Below are 18,691 nucleotides of genomic sequence, written 5' to 3'. Positions count from 1 at the left end.
GGAGAATAAGATGGATCATCATATTAAAGATATCGAACTTGCACCGGCAGGAAAGAAAAAAATTGAGTGGGTTCGCCGTGAGATGCCGGTCCTATCAGGAATTGCAGCTCAATGGAAGAAAGACAAGCCCTTGGAGGGAGTACAGATTGCAGCTTGCTTGCACGTGACTTCAGAAACAGCCGTTCTCATGATCACCTTAAAAGAAGGTGGAGCTAATGTTGCCCTTTGTGCTTCCAATCCCCTCAGTACTCAGGATGAAGTTGCTGCCTCATTGGTGAAAGATTTTGGAATAAACGTCTTTGCCATATGCGGTGAAGATCGTGAAACCTATTATCAACATATTGACGAAGTTTTAGAAAGAAACCCTCAGATTACGATGGATGATGGAGCGGATTTAGTGTCAACTCTTCATCAAAAAGGTGGTTCTCGGATTTCCCAGGTTATCGGTGGAACGGAAGAAACAACCACTGGTGTCGTCCGTTTAAAAAGCATGGCAAAGGCAGGGCAGTTGCGATATCCAGTGATTGCCGTCAATGATGCTGATACTAAACATCTCTTTGATAACCGGTACGGAACCGGCCAAAGTACTTTAGAAGGAATTCTACGAGCTACTCATATTCTATTAAGTGGGAAAAAAGTTGTGGTAGTCGGATATGGATGGTGTGGAAGAGGTATTGCCATGCGAGCTCGTGGAATGGGTGCGAGAGTCGGGATAGTCGAGATTAACCCGGTAAAAGCTTTGGAGGCATTGATGGACGGATATGAAGTAATGTCTATGTTAGATGCCGCAGCTTGGGGGGATCTTTTTATAACAGTGACTGGAAATATTTCTGTCATTCGGAAGGAGCATTTTCTCCAAATGAATGATGGGACAATTCTATGCAACTCAGGTCATTTTAATGTTGAAATAGATCGAGATGATTTAGAATCGGTGAGCGTCAACCGGAGGGAAGCCCAACCATTGGTTGAAGAGTTTACTTTATCTAACGGAAAAAAACTCTTCTTTTTAGCAGAAGGACGGCTGGTGAATCTGGCTTGTGCCGAAGGCCATCCCCCAACAGTTATGGATATGAGTTTTGCCAACCAAGCTTTGTCGGTAAAATTTTTAAAAGAACAGGCATCTTCGCTTGAAAATCAAGTGTATAAAGTTCCCGATGATATCGATATGAACGTTGCTCATTTAAAACTTTCTTCTTTGTCGATTAAAATTGAGGAACTCACTCCTCGTCAAAAGAAATATTTAGCTTCTTGGGAGGAAGGAACTTAAGTTATCCGATAAAAGTCAATCATCCAGAAGTTAAATTTTTTTATTAAATGAAGAATTTTTTCCCTGTTTCATCTTCAAGATGATGAAACCAAACGACCGAAGGGAGGACATGAAATGAATCAATACGAGTTAGGAATGGTTCTTCGTTCAACTTTGAACGAAGAAGAAGTGAATCAGGTAGTTGAAAATGTAAAGTCTCGGATAACAGAGCTCGGAGGAGAGTGTACCGAGACCAATGTATGGGGAAAGAGACGTCTCGCTCATCCCATCAACAAACAAACTGAAGGAATTTATGTTTTTCTCAACTTTTCCCTTTCTCCCCAATCAGTCAAGGAACTGGTTAGAACTATTCAATTTATCGATTCAGTTCTGCGCCATATCCTGGTAAAGGATGAAAAGAAAAAGACTGCTGCAAAAGAAAAAAAACCGGTGGAAACGACTGAAGATACAGCCAGTCCCGAGCCACAACCTGATGGATTAGAAGCCTCTGATCCTGAAAGCAACGATGTACAAACTCCATCTGAATAGGATCATTTTGATAGGCAAAGTAACCAATAAGCCAGAGCTTCGTTATGTACCGAGTGGTTCTCCAATATGTTCTTTTTCTGTCGAAGTGATCAGAGAAAATCCAAGCTCGACCGGTAAAGCAGAAGAATATGATGTGTTTCCGATTATTGCTTGGAATGATCAAGCCCTCTATTGCAACCAGTCAATTGAAAAAGGATGCTGGGTTTATTGTGAGGGATCATTACAAATACGCACCTTTGGCGAAATGGGTGCTCAGAAAAGAACGACAGTTGAAGTGATTCTTAAAGATATTTTTCGGCTTCAACAATAATAAGAAATTAAAATGCTAAGAGAGGTTAGATACTGATGAGAACTGAGCGAGATTCAGGAAAAAGATTTTTTAGGCGTTCACGGAAGAAAAATTGTATTTTCTGTGTAGAAAAAGGTCCAATTGATTATAAGGATATTAATCGTTTAGGCCGATTTATTAGTGAGAGAGGGAAGATTATCCCAAAAAGAGTGACCAGCGTTTGCGCAAGGCATCAACGGGAACTTTCAATAGCTATCAAAAGAGCTCGGGAAATTGGTTTGCTTCCCTATTCACTTGACTAAATTCGACTCGATCGAAAAAAATGAGGAAACTTAGACCCACTGTTGAGGGAGCTTTTTTAGCTGCCTTAACAGTTGTTTTGTATTTATCGAGTGTTTATCTGCCGTTATTTGGTTTCTTTTTAAGCTTTTTTTGTCCATTGCCGGTATTGTTTTTGGTAGTTCGCTGGGATTTAAGAACTGGTGCTTTAGCCGCTGGTGTAGCAACTCTTTTAGTCGCTTTTACCGGTTTAATTCCAGCTCTTATCTGTATTAGTTATACTCTGATTGGGATTTTTTTAGGATATGCGATAAAAAAGAAATATTCTTTCTTTGAAGTAATAGGTTTTGGCAGTTTGGTATCGCTTTTATCCAAGATTGCATTAATCGGTTTTGCACTCCTCATCACCGGAATCAACCCGATTATTGAGAACCTTCAAATCATGGAGGAAGCTTTCCAAAGGACTTCTCAAATTTTCGGAGAGTTTGGAGAGGAAAATTTTCAGCAAGTAATTACCTTAATAAACCTTGCTCTCCCAGCAATATTGGTAGTAGCTTCCATACTTGATACAACAATTAATTTCTTTTTGGGGTCATGGGTAGGGAAGAAAATAGGAATCCCTTTTCCTGAATATCCAGCTTTTCGAAACTGGAAATTCCCGGTTTCGGTTTTTTGGATGTTTGTCCTGAGCTGGGTGTTTGTCTTGTTTGGTGGGGAAACCATATACGGAAGAATAGGTCTTAACTTACAGATTGTAACCCAATCTCTATTTATCGTTCAGGGAGTTGCCATTGTATATTATTTTCTGAGTCGCTATATTCAATCTCGCGGTGTAAAAATTATAATACTTTTATTCGTGGTATTTCAACCAATATTGAGTACAATTTTAAGCTGGTTAGGAGTTCTTGATACCTGGTTTGATTTTAGAAAAATGAGCTCACCAAAGGGATAATTCAATAGTTCAATCCTCTTGCTGTGTTGGACTAGTAAGTTTGAGGAAAGAGGTTTCATTGTTGAAAAGGAGTGATACTATGCAACTTATACTTTTACAAAAGGTAGAGAACCTCGGTGACGAAGGCGATGTTATCGAGGTAAAAGAAGGATACGCTAGAAATTATCTCCTTCCAAAAAAATTGGCAATTAAAGCGACCAAGGGGAGTTTAACTCAAATTGATGTTTTGAAACGCAAGAGAAAACAAAGAGAAGAAAAAGAATTAGACGCTATTCGTCAACTTCAGAAAAAGGTAGATGGATTACATCTTGAATTTATAAGAAAAGCTGGAGAAAAGGGAAAACTTTACGGTTCGGTAACTTCAAAAGAAATAGCTGATAAAATTGGAGAAGAACTGCAATTAGAATTGGATCGGAAGTTTATTGATCTTCCAGAACCAATCAAAGATATTGGTGAAACCGAAGTTAAACTCCATTTTGGGAAAGGCATTTATGGATCAGTGCAAGTTCAGATTGTCCCTGAAGAAAGTGTTCAACCGGATGATGCAAAAGAGGTGAAAGAATCCTGAGTATAGAAAGGGTACCTCCCCAAAGCCTTGAAGCTGAACAGGCAACCTTGGGTTCAATGTTACTGGAGAGGAATGCTCTTCTAAAAACATTGGAAATTCTTCAGCCGGAAGATTATTATTACGATAATCATCGGATCATTTTTTCTGCAATAACTGAGCTGTTTGAAGATGATAAAGCCTGTGATATTGTTACCCTGGCTGAAAAGCTCAGAGCAAAAAATCAACTGGAAACGGTTGGAGGTCTTGAGTATTTATCACTTTTAACCAATTTGGTTCCAACTGCAGCAAATGTTGAATATTATGCACACATCGTTGAAGAAAAAGCTATTGTTCGTCTTATAATTCAAATTTGTACCCAGATAATTAAAGAAAGTTATGAAAGTCAAATCGACGCCACCGAATTACTCGATCGTTCGCAGCATATGATTTTGCAGTTATCGCAAAGCCGGATAAAAAGCGATTTTGTTGCTCTAAAAACGGTTATCAACGAGGCTTTTGATCGTATTGAGGACCTTTATCACCGCGATGAACATATAACTGGTATTTCAACCGGTTTTGTTGATTTGGATAACATGACAGCCGGGTTTCATCCTTCCGAACTCATAGTTATTGCAGCTAGACCTGGAATGGGTAAAACCAGTTTTTGTCTGAACATAGCTCAACATGTGGGTATTAATAAAAAAATACCAGTAGCATTCTTCAGCCTTGAAATGTCACGAGATCACATAGCCCAAAGAATGCTTTGTGGAGAGGCTGGAATTGATGCATCTCGAGTAAGAAGAGGGCAGATTAACGAGAAAGACTGGCCGGTTTTAGCTTCAGCTGCTGGACGGTTGGCAAACGCTTCGATATATATTGACGATACTCCGGGGATTACCGTTCTTGAGTTGCGAGCAAAAGCAAGGAGGCTAAAAGTAGAAAAAAACTTGGGTTTGGTCTTCGTTGACTATTTACAGTTGATGAGTGGTCATATCCGAACCGAGAATCGCCAACAAGAAATTTCGGAAATTTCCCGGTCATTAAAAGCTATGGCTCGGGAACTTGATGTACCAGTTGTTGCGGTTTCTCAATTAAGCAGGGCAGTGGAGCAGAGAAACCCCAAACGACCTCAGCTTTCCGACCTGCGTGAAAGTGGTGCAATTGAACAGGATGCCGACTTGGTTATGTTTATTTATCGGGAGGAGTATTATAATCCCAACACCCAGAGTAAAAAAAATATTGCTGAAGTTATTGTGGCCAAACAAAGAAACGGTCCGGTTGGCGCTGTAGAGCTTCTTTTCAGAAGTGCTTTTACGAAATTTGAAAGCCTATCACGCCGAACCTATAATTCGGGGGGAGAAGAATAAAGTATTTGGCAGTTATCTTTTCATTGACATAAAATTCTTATCAATGATATTATTTTCAAAAATTGGGAGGGATTCATTTGAAAAAACACTTAGTAATATTTTTAGTCATTATGGTTGGAATGATAGGTCTGAGTTCGTTGGCTTCGGCATCGACCCTGGATGAGATAAAAGAACGGGGGACGATCATTATTGGGACTGATGCGACTTATCCACCGATGGAATTTCACGATGAAGAAGGAAATATGATTGGTTTTGATATTGACCTTGGTAATGCAATTGCCGAAGAGTTGGGAGTCAAAGCGGAGTTTATTGATACAGCATGGGATGGGATTTTTCCAGCTTTGGATTCGAAAAAGTTTGATATCATCATGTCTTCGACTTCAATTACCGAAGAACGATTAAAATCCAAAGACATGAGCGATCCTTATTATCAAACATCTCAAGCGATTGCAGTTCGAAAAGATGATGACTCAATAAAAGGGCCGGAAGATTTAGTTGGGAAAGTAATCGCTGTTCAAATTGGTACAACTGGAGATTTTGCAGTAAGCGAAATTGAAGGTGTAAAAGAAATTAAACGTTTTGATACCACCGATAAAGCCTACATGGAAGTTATGAATAAAAGAGCCGATGCCGTCGTTAATGATTATTCTGAGGTATCATTCCGGATGACGCTTCTTCCTAATATGAAAGTTGCTGCGACTTTCAAAGAAGGAGAAGATATTTACGGGATAACGATGCGTAAAGGTGAAACCGAATTATTAGCAGCCATCAATGAGGCATTGGCTAAATTAAAAGAATCAGGCAAATATCAGGTAATTCATGACAAGTGGTTTGTTACTACGGGAAATTAGGGGAGTTTAAATAGTTTTCATAAAAAATAATGAATGGGCGCTAATTCATAGCGCCCATTTTTTCCGTGTTTTGAAATGTATAGATTAAAAAAATGGTCTGGAAGCCTTTTGGCATTTTGATGTGAATAAAGAAAAAAGAGAGTAGGTTTTTTTAATGTTGTTGCCAGAAAATGGATGAAGTTTAAGCTTAAATTTATAAATTAAGTATTATCAATAATGAGCATAAAAAACGTTTCCCAAGTGGGGTTCAAACCACGATCAGAAATGTTCGGAGCGAAAGGAGGCACCATGGTTGCAATTTGACCTATCAGCACTTGTTAGAGCTATTCCTGCCTTACTTTATGGAGCATCGGTTACTTTAAGGATTACAGTTTTATCAATCGCTATGGGTTTGGTAATTGGGTTTGTAACCGGCTTGGCACGGGTTTGGCCAAATGTTGTGTTCCGTACTATTTCGAGTTTATATATCGAACTTATTCGAGGAACTCCTTTATTAGTTCAGATTTTTATTGTTTATTTTGGCTTGCCCGCCTTAGGTTTAAATTTAGATCCTTTTATCGCAGGTATGATAGCAATGGGAATTAACAGCGGTGCCTATATCGGTGAAATTGTTCGGGGTGGTATCGAATCGATTGCCAAAGGCCAAATGGAAGCAGCTCGGTCTTTGGGTCTCACTTACTGGCAGGCTATGAGATATGTTATTCTTCCTCAATCATTAGTTCGGATTTTGCCAGCGTTGGGAAATGAATTCATCGCATTATTGAAGGATTCATCTTTGGTTTCAACCATTGCGATTGCTGAATTAACCCGTTCGGGGCAGATTATTATCACTCGAACCTTTAAATCTTTTGAAATCTGGTCGGGAGTCGCTCTTTTTTACTTTGTCATGACTTACACCATATCAAGAATTGTGAAATATTCTGAGAAGAGGTTGCGTTACGGTGAGTAGGTGGGCTATTGAGGTAAATGGATTAAATAAATTTTTTAATACCAATCATGTGTTAAAGAATATTGATATCCGAGTTCCTTTTGGTGAAGTAGTTTCCATAATTGGTGCATCCGGTTCGGGAAAAAGTACCTTTCTGCGTTGTTTAAATGGTATCGAAACGATACATAGTGGTGAAATAATTATCAACGGAGTGGCAATTACCGATAATAAAGTTAATATAAATATTGTTCGGCAATCTATTGGAATGATATTCCAGAATTTTAATCTTTTCCCTCACATGACAGTTTTAAGTAATATTACTCTGGCTCTCCAGAAAGTGAAGAGAATGTCCAAAGCAGAATCTGAAAAAGCATCTTTTCGTTTATTGGAAAAAGTTGGTTTAGAAGAAAAAGCAGAATCTTTTCCCATACAGCTTTCCGGTGGTCAACAACAAAGAGTTGCAATTGCTCGGGCGTTGGCAATGAATCCCCGAGTAATGATGTTTGATGAGCCAACTTCAGCTTTAGACCCGGAAACTGTCAATGATGTTTTAGATGTCATGAAAGAATTGGCATTAGAGGGAATGACTATGGTGGTTGTAACTCATGAAATGGGATTTGCACGAGAAGTTGCTGATCGGGTGGTATATATTGATGAGGGGAGAATTATTGAGGATGGGAAACCGGAAGATATTTTTTATAATCCGAAGAATCCTCGATTACGGGATTTCTTGGGTAAAATTATTAATGTTTAGAGGAGATATTCTTTCTAACTAAAAAAATTAGAGGGAGAGACATGAGACAGATAAAAGTTGGAGTCATTGGATTTGGAACGGTGGGAATGGGTACCGTAAAAGCCCTTTGGAATCAAAAAGAAGAAATCGAAAAAGAACTGGGAGTTGGGGTAAAAGTCGTTAAAATTGTTGATAAAGAGTGGATGATTGGTCGACCTATGGTGGTTCCACCGGATATTAAAAGCAGCGATCCATCAGAAGTGATTGATGACCCTGAAATAGAAATCGTCGTCGAAGCAATGGGTGGAATAGATCCTGCCTTTGATTATGTTTCGCAAGCTTTAGCCCGGGGAAAGACAGTTATCACTCCCAATAAGGAGCTTATTGCGAAAAAAGGTCGAGAGTTATTTCAGCTGTCTGCAGAGAATGAAACCGATGTTTATTTCGAGGGCGCGGTCGGAGGCGGGATACCCATAATCCATACCCTTAAAGAACAACTGCTCGGTGACGACATCTTGGAGGTTATCGGGATAGTCAATGGAACAACGAACTATATTCTATCTGAAATGTCTCTCAGAAAGACTTCATTTGAAAAAGCCTTGGAAGATGCAAAAAGAAAAGGATTTGCTGAGCCAATACCAACCAATGATGTAGAAGGATACGATTCAACTTACAAAATTGCCATCTTGGCAACTTTATGTTTTCATGGGCGGGTAGATGTTGAAAAGGTATATCGGGAAGGAATCACCCGTATTTTGACTGATGATATCGAATACGCCCGAGAGTTAGGATATACAATTAAGTTATTGGCAATTGCCCGGCGAATTGGAGAAGACATCGAACTTCGGGTTCAACCAGTTCTCCTCCCGCTTTCTCATCCTCTCTCAACGGTGTTTGGAGTAGAGAATGCCATTTATGTCCGTTCCCGGACTCGCGATTTGACATTTCGGGGCCCTGGTGCTGGTGGTGATGCAACCGGAAGTGCCATGGTTGGGGATATTATCGATGCAATCCGGAATATTAAATATGAAGCCAGAGGAAGGGTGGGATGTACATGTATGAGAGATTTAACTGTTCTTCCTATGGAGAGCTTGATTTCTCAAAATTGTGTTCGAGTTTTAGCTTTGGATGTTCCTGGAGTATTGGGAAAAATTGCCAGCGAGTTTGGGAATTCAGGGGTCAGTCTCTCAGCAGTCAAACAACCGGTTAGCACTCCGGGCAAACTAACTAATATTTATTTTTTAACCCATCGAATTCAAGAAAGAAATATACAAAAAGCCATTCAAAGTATTCAAAATCTCGATGTAGTCAAAGACGTCTATGCTATCCGTGTGGAAGACGGAGAATCCTAAGCAACAAAGTGTTTTCTTCAAAGTTTATCCCAAAGAGCGCAGTGAGAGGTTACTATCTAAGGATTCTGTAGGATTTATGACTACAATCAGCTCTCATTTTGGTTTTTTAACTCCTTCTCCCTTGATGGGAGAAGGTTGGGATGAGGGTGAAAATCCATTTCTCAAACCGTCATTAAGAGAAGTCCAACCGCCTTTTGGTTAGACGACGTGGCAATCTCATTTAGCCAATTCGTCATTTTGAGGAGTCCGGTGTCTTTTATCGGACGACGTGAGAATCTCATCATTTCAAATGTTTATTTAGAAAGAAACAAAAGATCAGATCCTCACGCGGGAAAGCACTGATCAGGATACTACCCAGGAGAGGGGAGGTGTTAAGGTGGAACCAGAAGAAATGAAAACTATCTTACATTGTGTTCGCTGTCAAAAAGATTGTGAACACGTTGTACATTACCACAGAGGAATGATTTCATCAATTGTTTGTCAAGAGTGTGGCATTGAAATTGGATTTGACCAAAATAAGCTTATGGCTTGTTATGGAGAAGACTTAGTCAATCGAGTGTTAACTAAACCGCGCCGAATTACTGAAGAATATGAAAAAGACCTTATAAAGTTTATGAAAGACATTCCTTTCCGTATCATTACCAAACCCTATCGTTTGATCAAAGAAATCGACCCTTTTAAGAATTAAAAATTCGGTTCTCCCCACACCTCAATATTGATTTGTAAACCACTATACCACTTTGTATTAAAAATTGATTCGGAAAAAACACATAATTTAAATTGTTATTATGTAGAAAGCAGTGATGATGCAATCTCATTTAGCCAATTCGTCATTATGAGGAATCTGGTGTTTTTTGCCGGTCATTTTATGAATCTCATTCACTTCGATTCCACAATTCCATAATTTCTCAATCCTATGAATAATAAAAGATGAATCATGAGATTGCCACGACCTCAGAAAACCAGGTCTCGCAATGACAACTTATTTTATATTGAAAAGCCCCAGTAGATGATGAAAATAACTTTATACCGATCAAATTCCCCCTTTAGAAAAGGGGGATAGGGGGATTTGAGTTTTTTACTGTTCCGTCATTCAGACTGTGTCACAATCCCTTTCATACACCAAGAAGAGCTTGAAAGTGGAGGAATCGTTCTATTTATCTTCAATTTTTTGGTTATCTATTCCCAATATTCCTGTAAAATATTAACCTAAGTGGTGGTAAAAAATTTATAGAATAATTATGACACAGCCTGATTGCGAGGAGCGTCTTGTGCGACGTGGCAATCTCTATTTAAATAATTTGGTTATTCTGAGGAGTCCGGTGTTTTTTGCCGGACATTATAAGAATTTCATCCTATAAAGTATTTTTAAAAAAATATAAAAGATGAGATCCTCACGGCTTCGAAAAACGAAGCCTCAGGATGACACTGGTGGTGTCAGATGAGATCCTCACGCGGGAAAGAACCGCTCGGGATGACAAATTAAAGGCACACCCCCCCGCGCGAAGCGGCACCCCTCCAAGGAGGAGAATTGTTGAATTCATTCCCTCATTGAGGAGGAATTGCAGTAATCCTCTTGAGTCAAAGGGAGAGGCGGAAAGATAAAAGAGAGATCCTCACGGCTTTAAATACTAAGGGAGTGAGGGGGCGAGGAAAAAAAGGGAAATGGCTCTCCCGTTTCACACTCTTTATTACGAATTGCCCAAATCATTATACAAATGACAATAAACATGATGTTCAGAGGTAATGGCTTTTCTTTCGGGTACTTTTTTGGAACAGATATCCATCTGTTGAGGACAACGAGTATGGAATCGACATCCAGTTGGTGGGTTAAGAGGACTGGGTGGGTCTCCTTCAAGAATTAAGCGGTCCTTTTTCATAGTCGGATCGGGGGCAGGTATCGAAGAGAGGAGTGCCGTAGTGTAAGGATGAAGTGGATTTTCGAAAATTTCCTCAGTTGGAGCAATTTCTACAATTCTTCCCAAATACATGACAGCAATTCGGTTGCTAATATGCTTTACCACACTGAGGTCATGAGAGATAAAGAGATAAGTGAGCCTCATTTCCTGCTGAAGGTCAATAAGTAAATTTAAAATTTGAGCTTGAATAGAAACATCAAGAGCCGAAACCGGTTCGTCGCATACTATAAAATCTGGTTTTAAAATCAGTGCCCGGGCTATTCCAATTCTTTGACGTTGTCCTCCGGAAAATTCATGGGGATATCGATTGAGGTCATCCTGAGTCAAACCCACCTTGTCGATAGTTTCATCTAAACGATTCTTTCGGTCTTGAGAATTGGACATTCCATGGATAATTAAAGGTTCTTCAAGAATAAACCGAATCGACTTGCGAGGATTCAGGGAGGCAAAGGGGTCTTGAAAAACAATTTGCATCTTTTTGCGATAGGGCTTAAAAGCTTTTTCTGGAATTTCTAGTAAGTTTTGGTCCTCATAGATAATTTTGCCCGCAGTTGGTTCAATTAAGCGAAGGATACATCTCCCTAAAGTACTTTTACCGCAACCAGATTCTCCTACCAAGCCAAGGGTTTCTCCGCTCAATATATCGAGATCAACATCATTGACCGCATCTACCACTCCTTTTTCATTGGTGGTTTGGTCATATAAATAAAATTGTTTACTCAGCTGTTGCAATGATATCAATAAAGGTGACATGCGACCCAGTGATCCTTTTCAATTTCTTTTAATAGTGGTTCAGTGGTTGAACAAACCGCCATCTTTTTAGAACAACGGGGGTGGAAACGACATCCACCGGGTGGAAAACATAGATTGGGGACTCTCCCGGGGATTGATTCCAAACGTTTCCGATCTCTTTGAATTCGGGGAATAGCGTTTAACAAAGAAACGGTGTAGGGGTGAAGGGTATTTGAAAAGATGGAATAAACATCGGCTTTTTCAACGATTTTTCCAGCATACATTACTGCAACTTGCTGACAGGTTTCAGCCACAACACCTAAATCGTGAGTGATGAGAAGGACTGCGGTTTGAAATTCACTTTTGAGGTCATTAATGAGCGAGAGGATTTGAGCTTGAATTGTCACATCGAGAGCAGTTGTTGGTTCATCAGCGATTAAAAGAGCAGGGCGGCAAGCTAAAGCCATAGCAATCATTACTCTTTGTCGCATCCCACCACTCATTTGATGAGGGTATTCTCTGAACCGTCTTTTTGGTTCTGGTATGCGCACTCTTTTTAGAAGCTCAATGGTTTGTTTCTCCGCTTCTGGTATACTCAGTTTTTGATGGATAGTCAGCACTTCAACAATCTCTTTTCCGATAGGAAAAACTGGATCCAGGGAGGTCATCGGTTCTTGAAAAATCATAGAGATTTTTTTCCCTCGAATGGCATACATTTCCTCTTCGGTTTTTTTTGCCAGATCATCACCTAAAAAGATGATTTGCCCGTCAACAATCTTGCCCTGTGGCTTTGGGTAGAGCTTCAAAATGGAGAGAGCAGTCATGCTTTTCCCACAACCTGATTCACCAACCAACCCAAGAGTTTGGTTGGCAGCAATATTGAGGTCAACCCCATCAACAGCCTGAACAATTCCTGATGGAGTGGTCAGGTACGTTTTTAAGTTTTTAATTTGAAGAATAATATCATTCATGGTTTTCACACTCGTAAACGCGGATCAAGGGCATCGCGTAAACCATCTCCTAAAAGGTTCAACCCTAAAACCGCTAACATGATCGCTAAACCCGGGAAGGTTGCTGCCCACCATGCTCCTGAAGTTAGAAATTGTCGACTATTAGATAGCATTGATCCCCACTCAGGCGTAGGGGGAAGAGCCCCCAACCCTAAGAAACCTAAAGCTGCTGCATCAAGAATAGCTCCAGCAACACTCAGGGTGGAATATACAATAACCGGAGCCAGGGCATTAGGAAGGATATGATGCCAAATAATCCGGAAGTGGGATGCCCCCAAAGCCTTTTCAGCTTCAATATAATCCATTTCTTTGATCACTAAAATGGCACTTCGAACCACTCGAGCCATCTGGGGAATATAAACAATTCCAATAGCGATCATAGCTTTTTCTAATCCTGCTCCTAAGGCAGCCATAATTGTAATTGATAAAAGAATGCTTGGAAAGGCAAATAAAACATCGACAATACGCATTAAAAATGTGTCTACCCACCCTCCATAATACCCACCAGCTATACCTAAAATAAGACCAAAAACGGTGGAGATAAGAACAGCGATAAAACCAACTGATAGAGAGGTTCGAGCGCCCCAGATGATTCGTGACAGCAAACAACGTCCTAAGTAATCGGTCCCCAAGGGGAACTGATTATATTCTTCGCCTGCCCAGAATCCGGGTTTCAGCCGATTGGCAAGGCTTCTCTGCAGTGGATTATTGGGAGAAAGGATCGGTGCCAATAAAGCAACGATGACCATAACCAAAATCACAATCAACCCAATTAAGGCGGATTTGTTCTTGCGAATCATATAAAAAAAGTCAGAAAAAACTCCGCTGGTAATCTTCATCATTTCAACGATACCTGATCCGTGGATTAATATAGGCATACAATACGTCAGTAATCAAATTGACTACGACGAATATGAAAGCAATAAAAAGAACCGATCCCTGAATGGCCGGATAATCACGAGCATATACCGCATCAACTGTGTATCGACCTAATCCTGGCCAAGCAAAAACCGTTTCGGTTAAGATAGCCCCTCCCAAAAGGAGACCAAATTCCATGCCAATAACAGTAATGATTGGAATCAGCGCATTTTTCAAAGCATGTTTGAAAATAACCATTCTTTCTGGGAGACCCTTAGCCCGTTCAGTTCGAATAAAGTCTTGGCGAATAATTTCAAGCATAGAAGATCGGGTGATCCGGGCGATCATCGCCATTGGAATGGTTCCAAGAGCAATGCTGGGAAGAATGAGATGGAGAAGCGAGCTTCCCAGGGCTCGAAAATTCAAGGTCAGAATTGAATCCAACACATAGAGGCCGGTGATATTTAGAAGGGGAATCATGACATTGATCCGACCAGAAATGGGTAATATGTCCAACCAAAGCCCAAAAACAAACATTAACATCAACCCTAACCAGAAGACTGGCATAGAAATGCCAAAAAGAGCAACGGTCATTGAAAAATAATCAAAAAAGTGATACTGGCGGATAGCCGAAATGATTCCAGCTAAGATACCAATAACAATTGCCAATAGCATAGCGAAGAGGGAAAGTTCAAGGGTAGCAGGAAAACGGCTAAAAATTTCTTCAACGACTGGAGAGTGAGTGGTAATAGAACGGCCTAAATCTCCTCGAAGCAGACTTTTGAACCAGATATAGTATTGCACGTACATTGGCTTATCAAGTCCCCACCGTTCCCGGGTAGCTTGAACGTATTCTTCGGTAGCGTGTTCGCCGGCTAAAATCCGTGCTGGATCTCCAGGGGTGAGGCGGACGATAACAAACACCAAAATCGAAACACCAATTAAAACGGGTATAAGTAAAAGCAGACGTTTTAAGATGTATTTTTTCATGTTGCTTTATTATACGGATTTATAGGAAGGGTGTAAATATCTAAAAAGGATAGATCTATATGTCGAACAATGGCATCAGATATGAATGAAAACCCAAGATTCGACATGCCATGGTATGTCGCTACATTAAACGGGCACGGTTAAGACCGAGGGGGAGAGGGCGCGAGGGGGCGAAAGGGAGAAAAAGATTTAAGGATAAAAAAAATATAAATGATGAGATCCTCACGCGGGAAAGCACCGCTCAGGATGACAGCATTTTTTTAATTCTTTTGTATAGGGGTTTGATTTATCATGCCCGTAGGTTTACAAGAGAGCAAATAAAAGATTAAACTCATAAGATTGCCACGACCTCAAAAAACCAGGTCTCGCAATGACAATTTATAGACCCGGTAGATGATGAAAATGACTTTATACCGATCAATCTCCCCCTTTAGAAAAGGGGGTAAGGGGGATTTGAGTTTTTTTCTACTCCGTCATTGCGAGGAGCGACCTATGCGACGTGGCAATCTCTTTTAGTTCTTCTGTGATGATAAGGAGTCCGGTTTTTTTACCGGAAATTATAAGAATCTCATACATTCCAATTCCATAATTTCTCAATCCTACAAATAATAAAAGATGACTCATGAGATTTCCACGACCTCAAAAAACCAGGTTTCGCAATGACGGATTGGGTTGATGAGATCCTCACGGCTTCATAAAGCGAAGCCTCTGGATGAAAGATTAAAGAATTCATTTAATGGTATTTACAGAATAAAAAAAGGGTCCGGAAAGAAGTTCTTTCCGGACCCTTTTTTAAAAAATTTGCGATTGGTTTTTTTACTCTTGATCAATCCAAACCGTATTAAAGAATTTTCGTTCGGTTGGATACATTACAAATCCTTGAACGTTTTTCTTGAAAACCATGAACACTTTAGCATGAGCGATTGGTACCCAAGGAACATCAGCGTGAATGATTTCCTGCGCTTTTTCATAAAATGCAGTACGTTCAGCCATATCATAGGTTCGCTGAGCCTTGATCAAGATGTCGTGTAATTCATCATTGCGATAAAAAGCAACGTTTCCAGCACTGCCTACAATAGCGGCATCCTTATCGAGCAGCACATAGATGAAGTTATCTGGATCACCGTTATCTCCGGTCCACCCTAACATACACATAGGATGCTTTCCAGCTTCGGTTTCCTGGAGATAGGTTCCCCATTCAACTGAGTAGATGTTAGCTTTAATTCCAACTGCTTCCAAGTCAGCTTGGATAGCTTCAGCAATTTTGGGAGGATCGAACATGTAGGGGCGAGAAACTGGCATGACCCAGAAGGTCGTTTCAAAACCATTAGGATAGCCGGCTTCTTTCAGGAGCTCGATAGCTTTTTCGGGATTGTATTCATAATCTTCAATGGCATCGTTGTAACTCCACATAATCGGTGGAATAGGGTTCTTCGCTGGAACTGCAGTACCTTGGTAAAGGTATTCAACAATTTCCGGTTTATTTATTGCATGGGCAATAGCTTTTCTGACTCGAACATCACCAAAAGGTTTTTCAAAACCTGGTGTATCTTCACCCATATTCATGGCTAAATACCCAACGTTTAACCCAGGGGCTTCTTGTATATAGAGGTTAGGATTGTTTTTAATCCGCTCCAAATCATCGGCATTTGGGTATTCCATACTATCAATGGATCCTTTTTCTAATTCAATAAGTCGAACTGAAGGATCGGGTATGACCCGGAAGATCAGTTTGTCAACATATGCCCGTCCACCCCAGTAGTCGAGATTGACTTCCAAAGTGAGGTGGTCATCTTTTACCCATTCGACGAATTTAAAAGGTCCAGTTCCAACCGGATTCTTAAAGAAATCAGCACCATATTTTTCACAGGCAGCCGGGCTCACTACAGAAGCAGTAAACATAGCGAGGCTGGTCATGATGGTGGAATTGGGTTGACTAAGAATAATTTTAACTGTATAGTCATCGACTTTTACCACGTCTTGGACATCGGTAAACATCCATTGCCAATAAGCCCATTCTCCGTTTTGGTAGAAGGGGTGTTCTGGATCAAACTGTCTCTTTAGAGAATAGACTACTGCGTCGGCGTTAAAGTCGGTTCCATCATGAAATTTAACACCTTGGCGAAGATGGAATGTGAAAGTTAATCCATCAGGAGAAATCTCCCATGATTCGGCTAAGGCAGGTTCGACTTCGGAAGTCCCGGGTTTATAACGGACTAAACCTTCAAAAATATTATCGGTCATCGATATGGAGATACCATCGGTAACATCGGCAGGATCTAAACGATAGGCATCGCCGGAACTACCATGAACGAGTGTTCCCCCCACTTGTACACATCTTCCCTGCGCTGAGGCAAAACCAACTAATCCAATGACTAAAATAAATATTGTTCCCCACATCATCCATTTTTTCATAATAATAAAACCTCCTTTAAACAAAATTAAAAAGCGATTGAAACATCTTTTATATCTTTGATATTTTCTACTTTTTAAACTGTGAAACCAAAATTGAGGCTGATCCATTCCCAATAAAGATTTCACTTTCCCTCCTTTCGATTAACAGGTAAAAAAATTATAGCATAACAATTAGAGGCAGTAATATGATAAGGAGAATGAAAAATGCTGAGGGGGAGAGGGCGCGAGGGGGTGAGGGGGAGCAATAGGAGAAGAAAATTAGACACAAGATGACAGCATTTTTTAATCATTCCAGTATTTTCTCAAGATAGACCCTCATTCTGCATGGCAGCACCAGATATAAGGATGAAAATCCAAGATTCGACATGCCATGGCATGTCGCTACATTAAATAAAGACCGGGCACAATAAATTGCATCCTACCATTTAAAATCCTTTGTAGGGTTTGGTTTATCAAGTTCGCAGATGGATTTACAAAATAAAAGATTCTGAATATATGAAGAGAAGTAAGAATTCTTTTTTATTCTTAAGATGATGAAATTTGATGTTAAATTATGATAGAATAAACTGAAACGAAATAAAAAAATACGAGGAGGTGATAAGGCTTTCCCAGTCAAGAAAGCCAATATTCTTTTTATAAACCAATCGTAAGCAAAAAATTGGAGGAGGAAAATTTATGAAAAAGTCATTCATTTTTATTCTATTGGTGGGGATACTAGTATTTACTTTAGTCGCTGGAGCAGGAGCACAAGAAAAGAAGTTGAAATTTGCCTGGTGCCCTACTATTGAAGATCCTTTTTACAGAATGATTGGCAAAGGAATTGCCGACAAATGTGAAGAATTAGGTATTGATCTCTTTGTTACTGAATATTTAAAATCTTGGGGCGCTGAAATCCAGGTTCCAGTTTTGGAAGCTACTGCCGCCCGAGGAGATATTGACCTACTCATTACCGGTCCTGCTGCTCAAGACTCATTAATTGCTCCATTAAAGAAAATTTATGACAGTGGTATAGAGGTCCTCACCGTTGATACCTATCTTGGTGATGGAGATTATTCCAAAGAGAGCGATTATTCCTTCCCACTTTCTTTCATTGGAACCGATAATTTCCAAGGTGGAGTTGAAGTCGGAAAACGCCTTGCTGATATGATCGGAGGTAAGGGAAAGGTATTTGTTTCAACCACCAATCCTGATGTATCCAGCGTTGTGGAACGAGTAGAGGGCTTTAAAAAAGGTATTTCTGATTATCCGGATATTGAATTGGTTGGAGTAGAATACAACCTGGATAATCAGGAAAAAGCCCAGCAACAAACTGCCGCCGCTCTCCAGGCCAACCCCGATATCGTTGGTGTGTTTGGTACCAACCTCTTTAGTGCTCGTGGTGCCTACCAAGCGGTTGTGAATGCTGGTTTGACTGGAGCGGTCAAAATTGCTTCTTGGGATGCTACTGTAGACCTGATCAATGCTTTAAAAGAAGGCCAAGTTGACCTGGTCTTAGCTCAAAATCCATATGCTATGGGCCAATTGGCTGTTGAGTGGGGTTACAAATTCTTCACTGAAGATGCTGAAGTCCCCAAGAAACTCAATCCTGAATTTTTCTTCTTTACCAAAGAGAACGTTAATTTACCGGAATCTCAGAGATATATCTATCAATAAATAATCTTCAATTATCTACAG

Annotated in this window: 18 protein-coding genes; 13 read left to right on the top strand and 5 right to left on the bottom strand. The window is 40.1% G+C overall.

Translation table 11 applies throughout. From position 1 onward, the window contains the following. Positions 1 to 10 precede the first annotated feature (10 nt). The 12 genes from ahcY (at position 11) to RT761_RS13540 (ending at position 9,781) form a co-directional block, all read left to right on the top strand. Positions 11 to 1,267 carry an adenosylhomocysteinase gene (ahcY, locus tag RT761_RS13595; RefSeq protein ID WP_218111960.1) on the top strand — a complete coding sequence of 419 codons (1,257 nt, stop codon included), beginning with the start codon at positions 11 to 13 and terminating at the stop codon, positions 1,265 to 1,267. Positions 1,268 to 1,381: 114 nt separating this feature from the next. Then, a complete protein-coding gene (gene rpsF, locus RT761_RS13590) occupies positions 1,382 to 1,795 on the top strand; it encodes a 30S ribosomal protein S6 (RefSeq protein ID WP_218111959.1) in 414 nt (137 codons plus the stop codon). A 7-nt stretch (positions 1,796 to 1,802) separates the two neighbouring features. After that, positions 1,803 to 2,105, top strand: coding sequence for a single-stranded DNA-binding protein (locus RT761_RS13585; RefSeq protein WP_218111958.1), 303 nt, complete (start codon positions 1,803 to 1,805; stop codon positions 2,103 to 2,105). Between the two features lie 35 nt (positions 2,106 to 2,140). Continuing rightward, entirely contained in the window at positions 2,141 to 2,386 is a 246-nt protein-coding gene (gene rpsR, locus RT761_RS13580) for a 30S ribosomal protein S18 (protein WP_218111957.1), read from the top strand. 20 nt (positions 2,387 to 2,406) lie between these two features. Further along, positions 2,407 to 3,315: a YybS family protein gene (locus RT761_RS13575; protein ID WP_218111956.1), complete on the top strand. Its 909-nt coding sequence runs from the start codon at positions 2,407 to 2,409 to the stop codon at positions 3,313 to 3,315. Between the two features lie 79 nt (positions 3,316 to 3,394). Beyond that, positions 3,395 to 3,883, top strand: a complete 489-nt coding sequence (gene rplI / locus RT761_RS13570; RefSeq protein WP_218111955.1) for a 50S ribosomal protein L9 — start codon at positions 3,395 to 3,397, stop codon at positions 3,881 to 3,883. Further along, a complete protein-coding gene (gene dnaB / locus RT761_RS13565) occupies positions 3,877 to 5,229 on the top strand; it encodes a replicative DNA helicase (RefSeq protein WP_218113427.1) in 1,353 nt (450 codons plus the stop codon). The genes rplI and dnaB overlap by 7 nt, the downstream gene beginning before the upstream one ends. A 77-nt stretch (positions 5,230 to 5,306) precedes the next feature. Further along, positions 5,307 to 6,080 (top strand): basic amino acid ABC transporter substrate-binding protein, encoded by a 774-nt coding sequence (locus RT761_RS13560; RefSeq protein ID WP_218111954.1) that lies wholly within the window; start codon positions 5,307 to 5,309, stop codon positions 6,078 to 6,080. A 292-nt stretch (positions 6,081 to 6,372) separates the two neighbouring features. Further along, positions 6,373 to 7,029, top strand: coding sequence for an ectoine/hydroxyectoine ABC transporter permease subunit EhuC (ehuC, locus tag RT761_RS13555; RefSeq protein ID WP_218111953.1), 657 nt, complete (start codon positions 6,373 to 6,375; stop codon positions 7,027 to 7,029). Beyond that, positions 7,022 to 7,762, top strand: a complete 741-nt coding sequence (locus tag RT761_RS13550) for an amino acid ABC transporter ATP-binding protein (protein WP_218111952.1) — start codon at positions 7,022 to 7,024, stop codon at positions 7,760 to 7,762. The genes ehuC and RT761_RS13550 overlap by 8 nt, the downstream gene beginning before the upstream one ends. Before the next feature lie 41 nt (positions 7,763 to 7,803). Then, positions 7,804 to 9,093 (top strand): homoserine dehydrogenase, encoded by a 1,290-nt coding sequence (locus tag RT761_RS13545; protein WP_218111951.1) that lies wholly within the window; start codon positions 7,804 to 7,806, stop codon positions 9,091 to 9,093. 376 nt (positions 9,094 to 9,469) lie between these two features. Further along, entirely contained in the window at positions 9,470 to 9,781 is a 312-nt protein-coding gene (locus RT761_RS13540; protein WP_218111950.1) for a hypothetical protein, read from the top strand. A 1,003-nt stretch (positions 9,782 to 10,784) separates the two neighbouring features. On the opposite strand, the gene RT761_RS13535 is transcribed toward RT761_RS13540, so the two are convergent. The 5 genes from RT761_RS13535 to RT761_RS13515 all read right to left on the bottom strand — a co-directional run bounded on the left by RT761_RS13535 (position 10,785) and on the right by RT761_RS13515 (position 17,017). After that, a complete protein-coding gene (locus RT761_RS13535; RefSeq protein WP_218111949.1) occupies positions 10,785 to 11,765 on the bottom strand; it encodes an ABC transporter ATP-binding protein in 981 nt (326 codons plus the stop codon). Next, entirely contained in the window at positions 11,750 to 12,715 is a 966-nt protein-coding gene (locus RT761_RS13530) for an ABC transporter ATP-binding protein (RefSeq protein ID WP_218111948.1), read from the bottom strand. Before RT761_RS13530 ends, RT761_RS13535 begins: the two co-directional genes overlap by 16 nt. A 5-nt stretch (positions 12,716 to 12,720) precedes the next feature. Then, positions 12,721 to 13,632: an ABC transporter permease gene (locus tag RT761_RS13525; RefSeq protein ID WP_218111947.1), complete on the bottom strand. Its 912-nt coding sequence runs from the start codon at positions 13,630 to 13,632 to the stop codon at positions 12,721 to 12,723. Next, on the bottom strand, positions 13,598 to 14,602 hold the full coding sequence (locus RT761_RS13520; protein WP_218111946.1) for an ABC transporter permease: 1,005 nt from the start codon (positions 14,600 to 14,602) through the stop codon (positions 13,598 to 13,600). The genes RT761_RS13525 and RT761_RS13520 overlap by 35 nt, the downstream gene beginning before the upstream one ends. A gap of 816 nt (positions 14,603 to 15,418) precedes the next feature. Next, positions 15,419 to 17,017: an ABC transporter substrate-binding protein gene (locus tag RT761_RS13515; RefSeq protein ID WP_218111945.1), complete on the bottom strand. Its 1,599-nt coding sequence runs from the start codon at positions 17,015 to 17,017 to the stop codon at positions 15,419 to 15,421. 675 nt (positions 17,018 to 17,692) lie between these two features. On the opposite strand from RT761_RS13515, the gene RT761_RS13510 reads away from it, so the two are divergent. Beyond that, positions 17,693 to 18,670, top strand: coding sequence for an ABC transporter substrate-binding protein (locus tag RT761_RS13510; protein WP_218111944.1), 978 nt, complete (start codon positions 17,693 to 17,695; stop codon positions 18,668 to 18,670). Positions 18,671 to 18,691 lie beyond the last annotated feature (21 nt).

It is taken from the genome of Atribacter laminatus, assembly GCF_015775515.1.
Taxonomy (GTDB): Bacteria; Atribacterota; Atribacteria; order Atribacterales; family Atribacteraceae; genus Atribacter; species Atribacter laminatus.
Note: the sequence above shows the minus strand (reverse complement) of the source record. Positions and strands in the feature narration are given on the sequence as shown.

Excerpts from the sequence above, each read along its gene's own strand:
- RT761_RS13545 (WP_218111951.1), top strand. The coding sequence starts at position 7,804 with ATGAGACAGATAAAAGTTGGAGTCATTGGATTTGGAACGGTGGGAATG.
- rpsR (WP_218111957.1), top strand. The coding sequence starts at position 2,141 with ATGAGAACTGAGCGAGATTCAGGAAAAAGATTTTTTAGGCGTTCACGG.
- RT761_RS13515 (WP_218111945.1), bottom strand. The coding sequence starts at position 17,017 with ATGAAAAAATGGATGATGTGGGGAACAATATTTATTTTAGTCATTGGA.
- RT761_RS13535 (WP_218111949.1), bottom strand. The coding sequence starts at position 11,765 with ATGTCACCTTTATTGATATCATTGCAACAGCTGAGTAAACAATTTTAT.
- RT761_RS13520 (WP_218111946.1), bottom strand. The coding sequence starts at position 14,602 with ATGAAAAAATACATCTTAAAACGTCTGCTTTTACTTATACCCGTTTTA.
- ahcY (WP_218111960.1), top strand. The coding sequence starts at position 11 with ATGGATCATCATATTAAAGATATCGAACTTGCACCGGCAGGAAAGAAA.
- RT761_RS13575 (WP_218111956.1), top strand. The coding sequence starts at position 2,407 with ATGAGGAAACTTAGACCCACTGTTGAGGGAGCTTTTTTAGCTGCCTTA.
- rplI (WP_218111955.1), top strand. The coding sequence starts at position 3,395 with ATGCAACTTATACTTTTACAAAAGGTAGAGAACCTCGGTGACGAAGGC.
- RT761_RS13530 (WP_218111948.1), bottom strand. The coding sequence starts at position 12,715 with ATGAATGATATTATTCTTCAAATTAAAAACTTAAAAACGTACCTGACC.
- RT761_RS13525 (WP_218111947.1), bottom strand. The coding sequence starts at position 13,632 with ATGCCTATATTAATCCACGGATCAGGTATCGTTGAAATGATGAAGATT.
- rpsF (WP_218111959.1), top strand. The coding sequence starts at position 1,382 with ATGAATCAATACGAGTTAGGAATGGTTCTTCGTTCAACTTTGAACGAA.
- RT761_RS13510 (WP_218111944.1), top strand. The coding sequence starts at position 17,693 with ATGAAAAAGTCATTCATTTTTATTCTATTGGTGGGGATACTAGTATTT.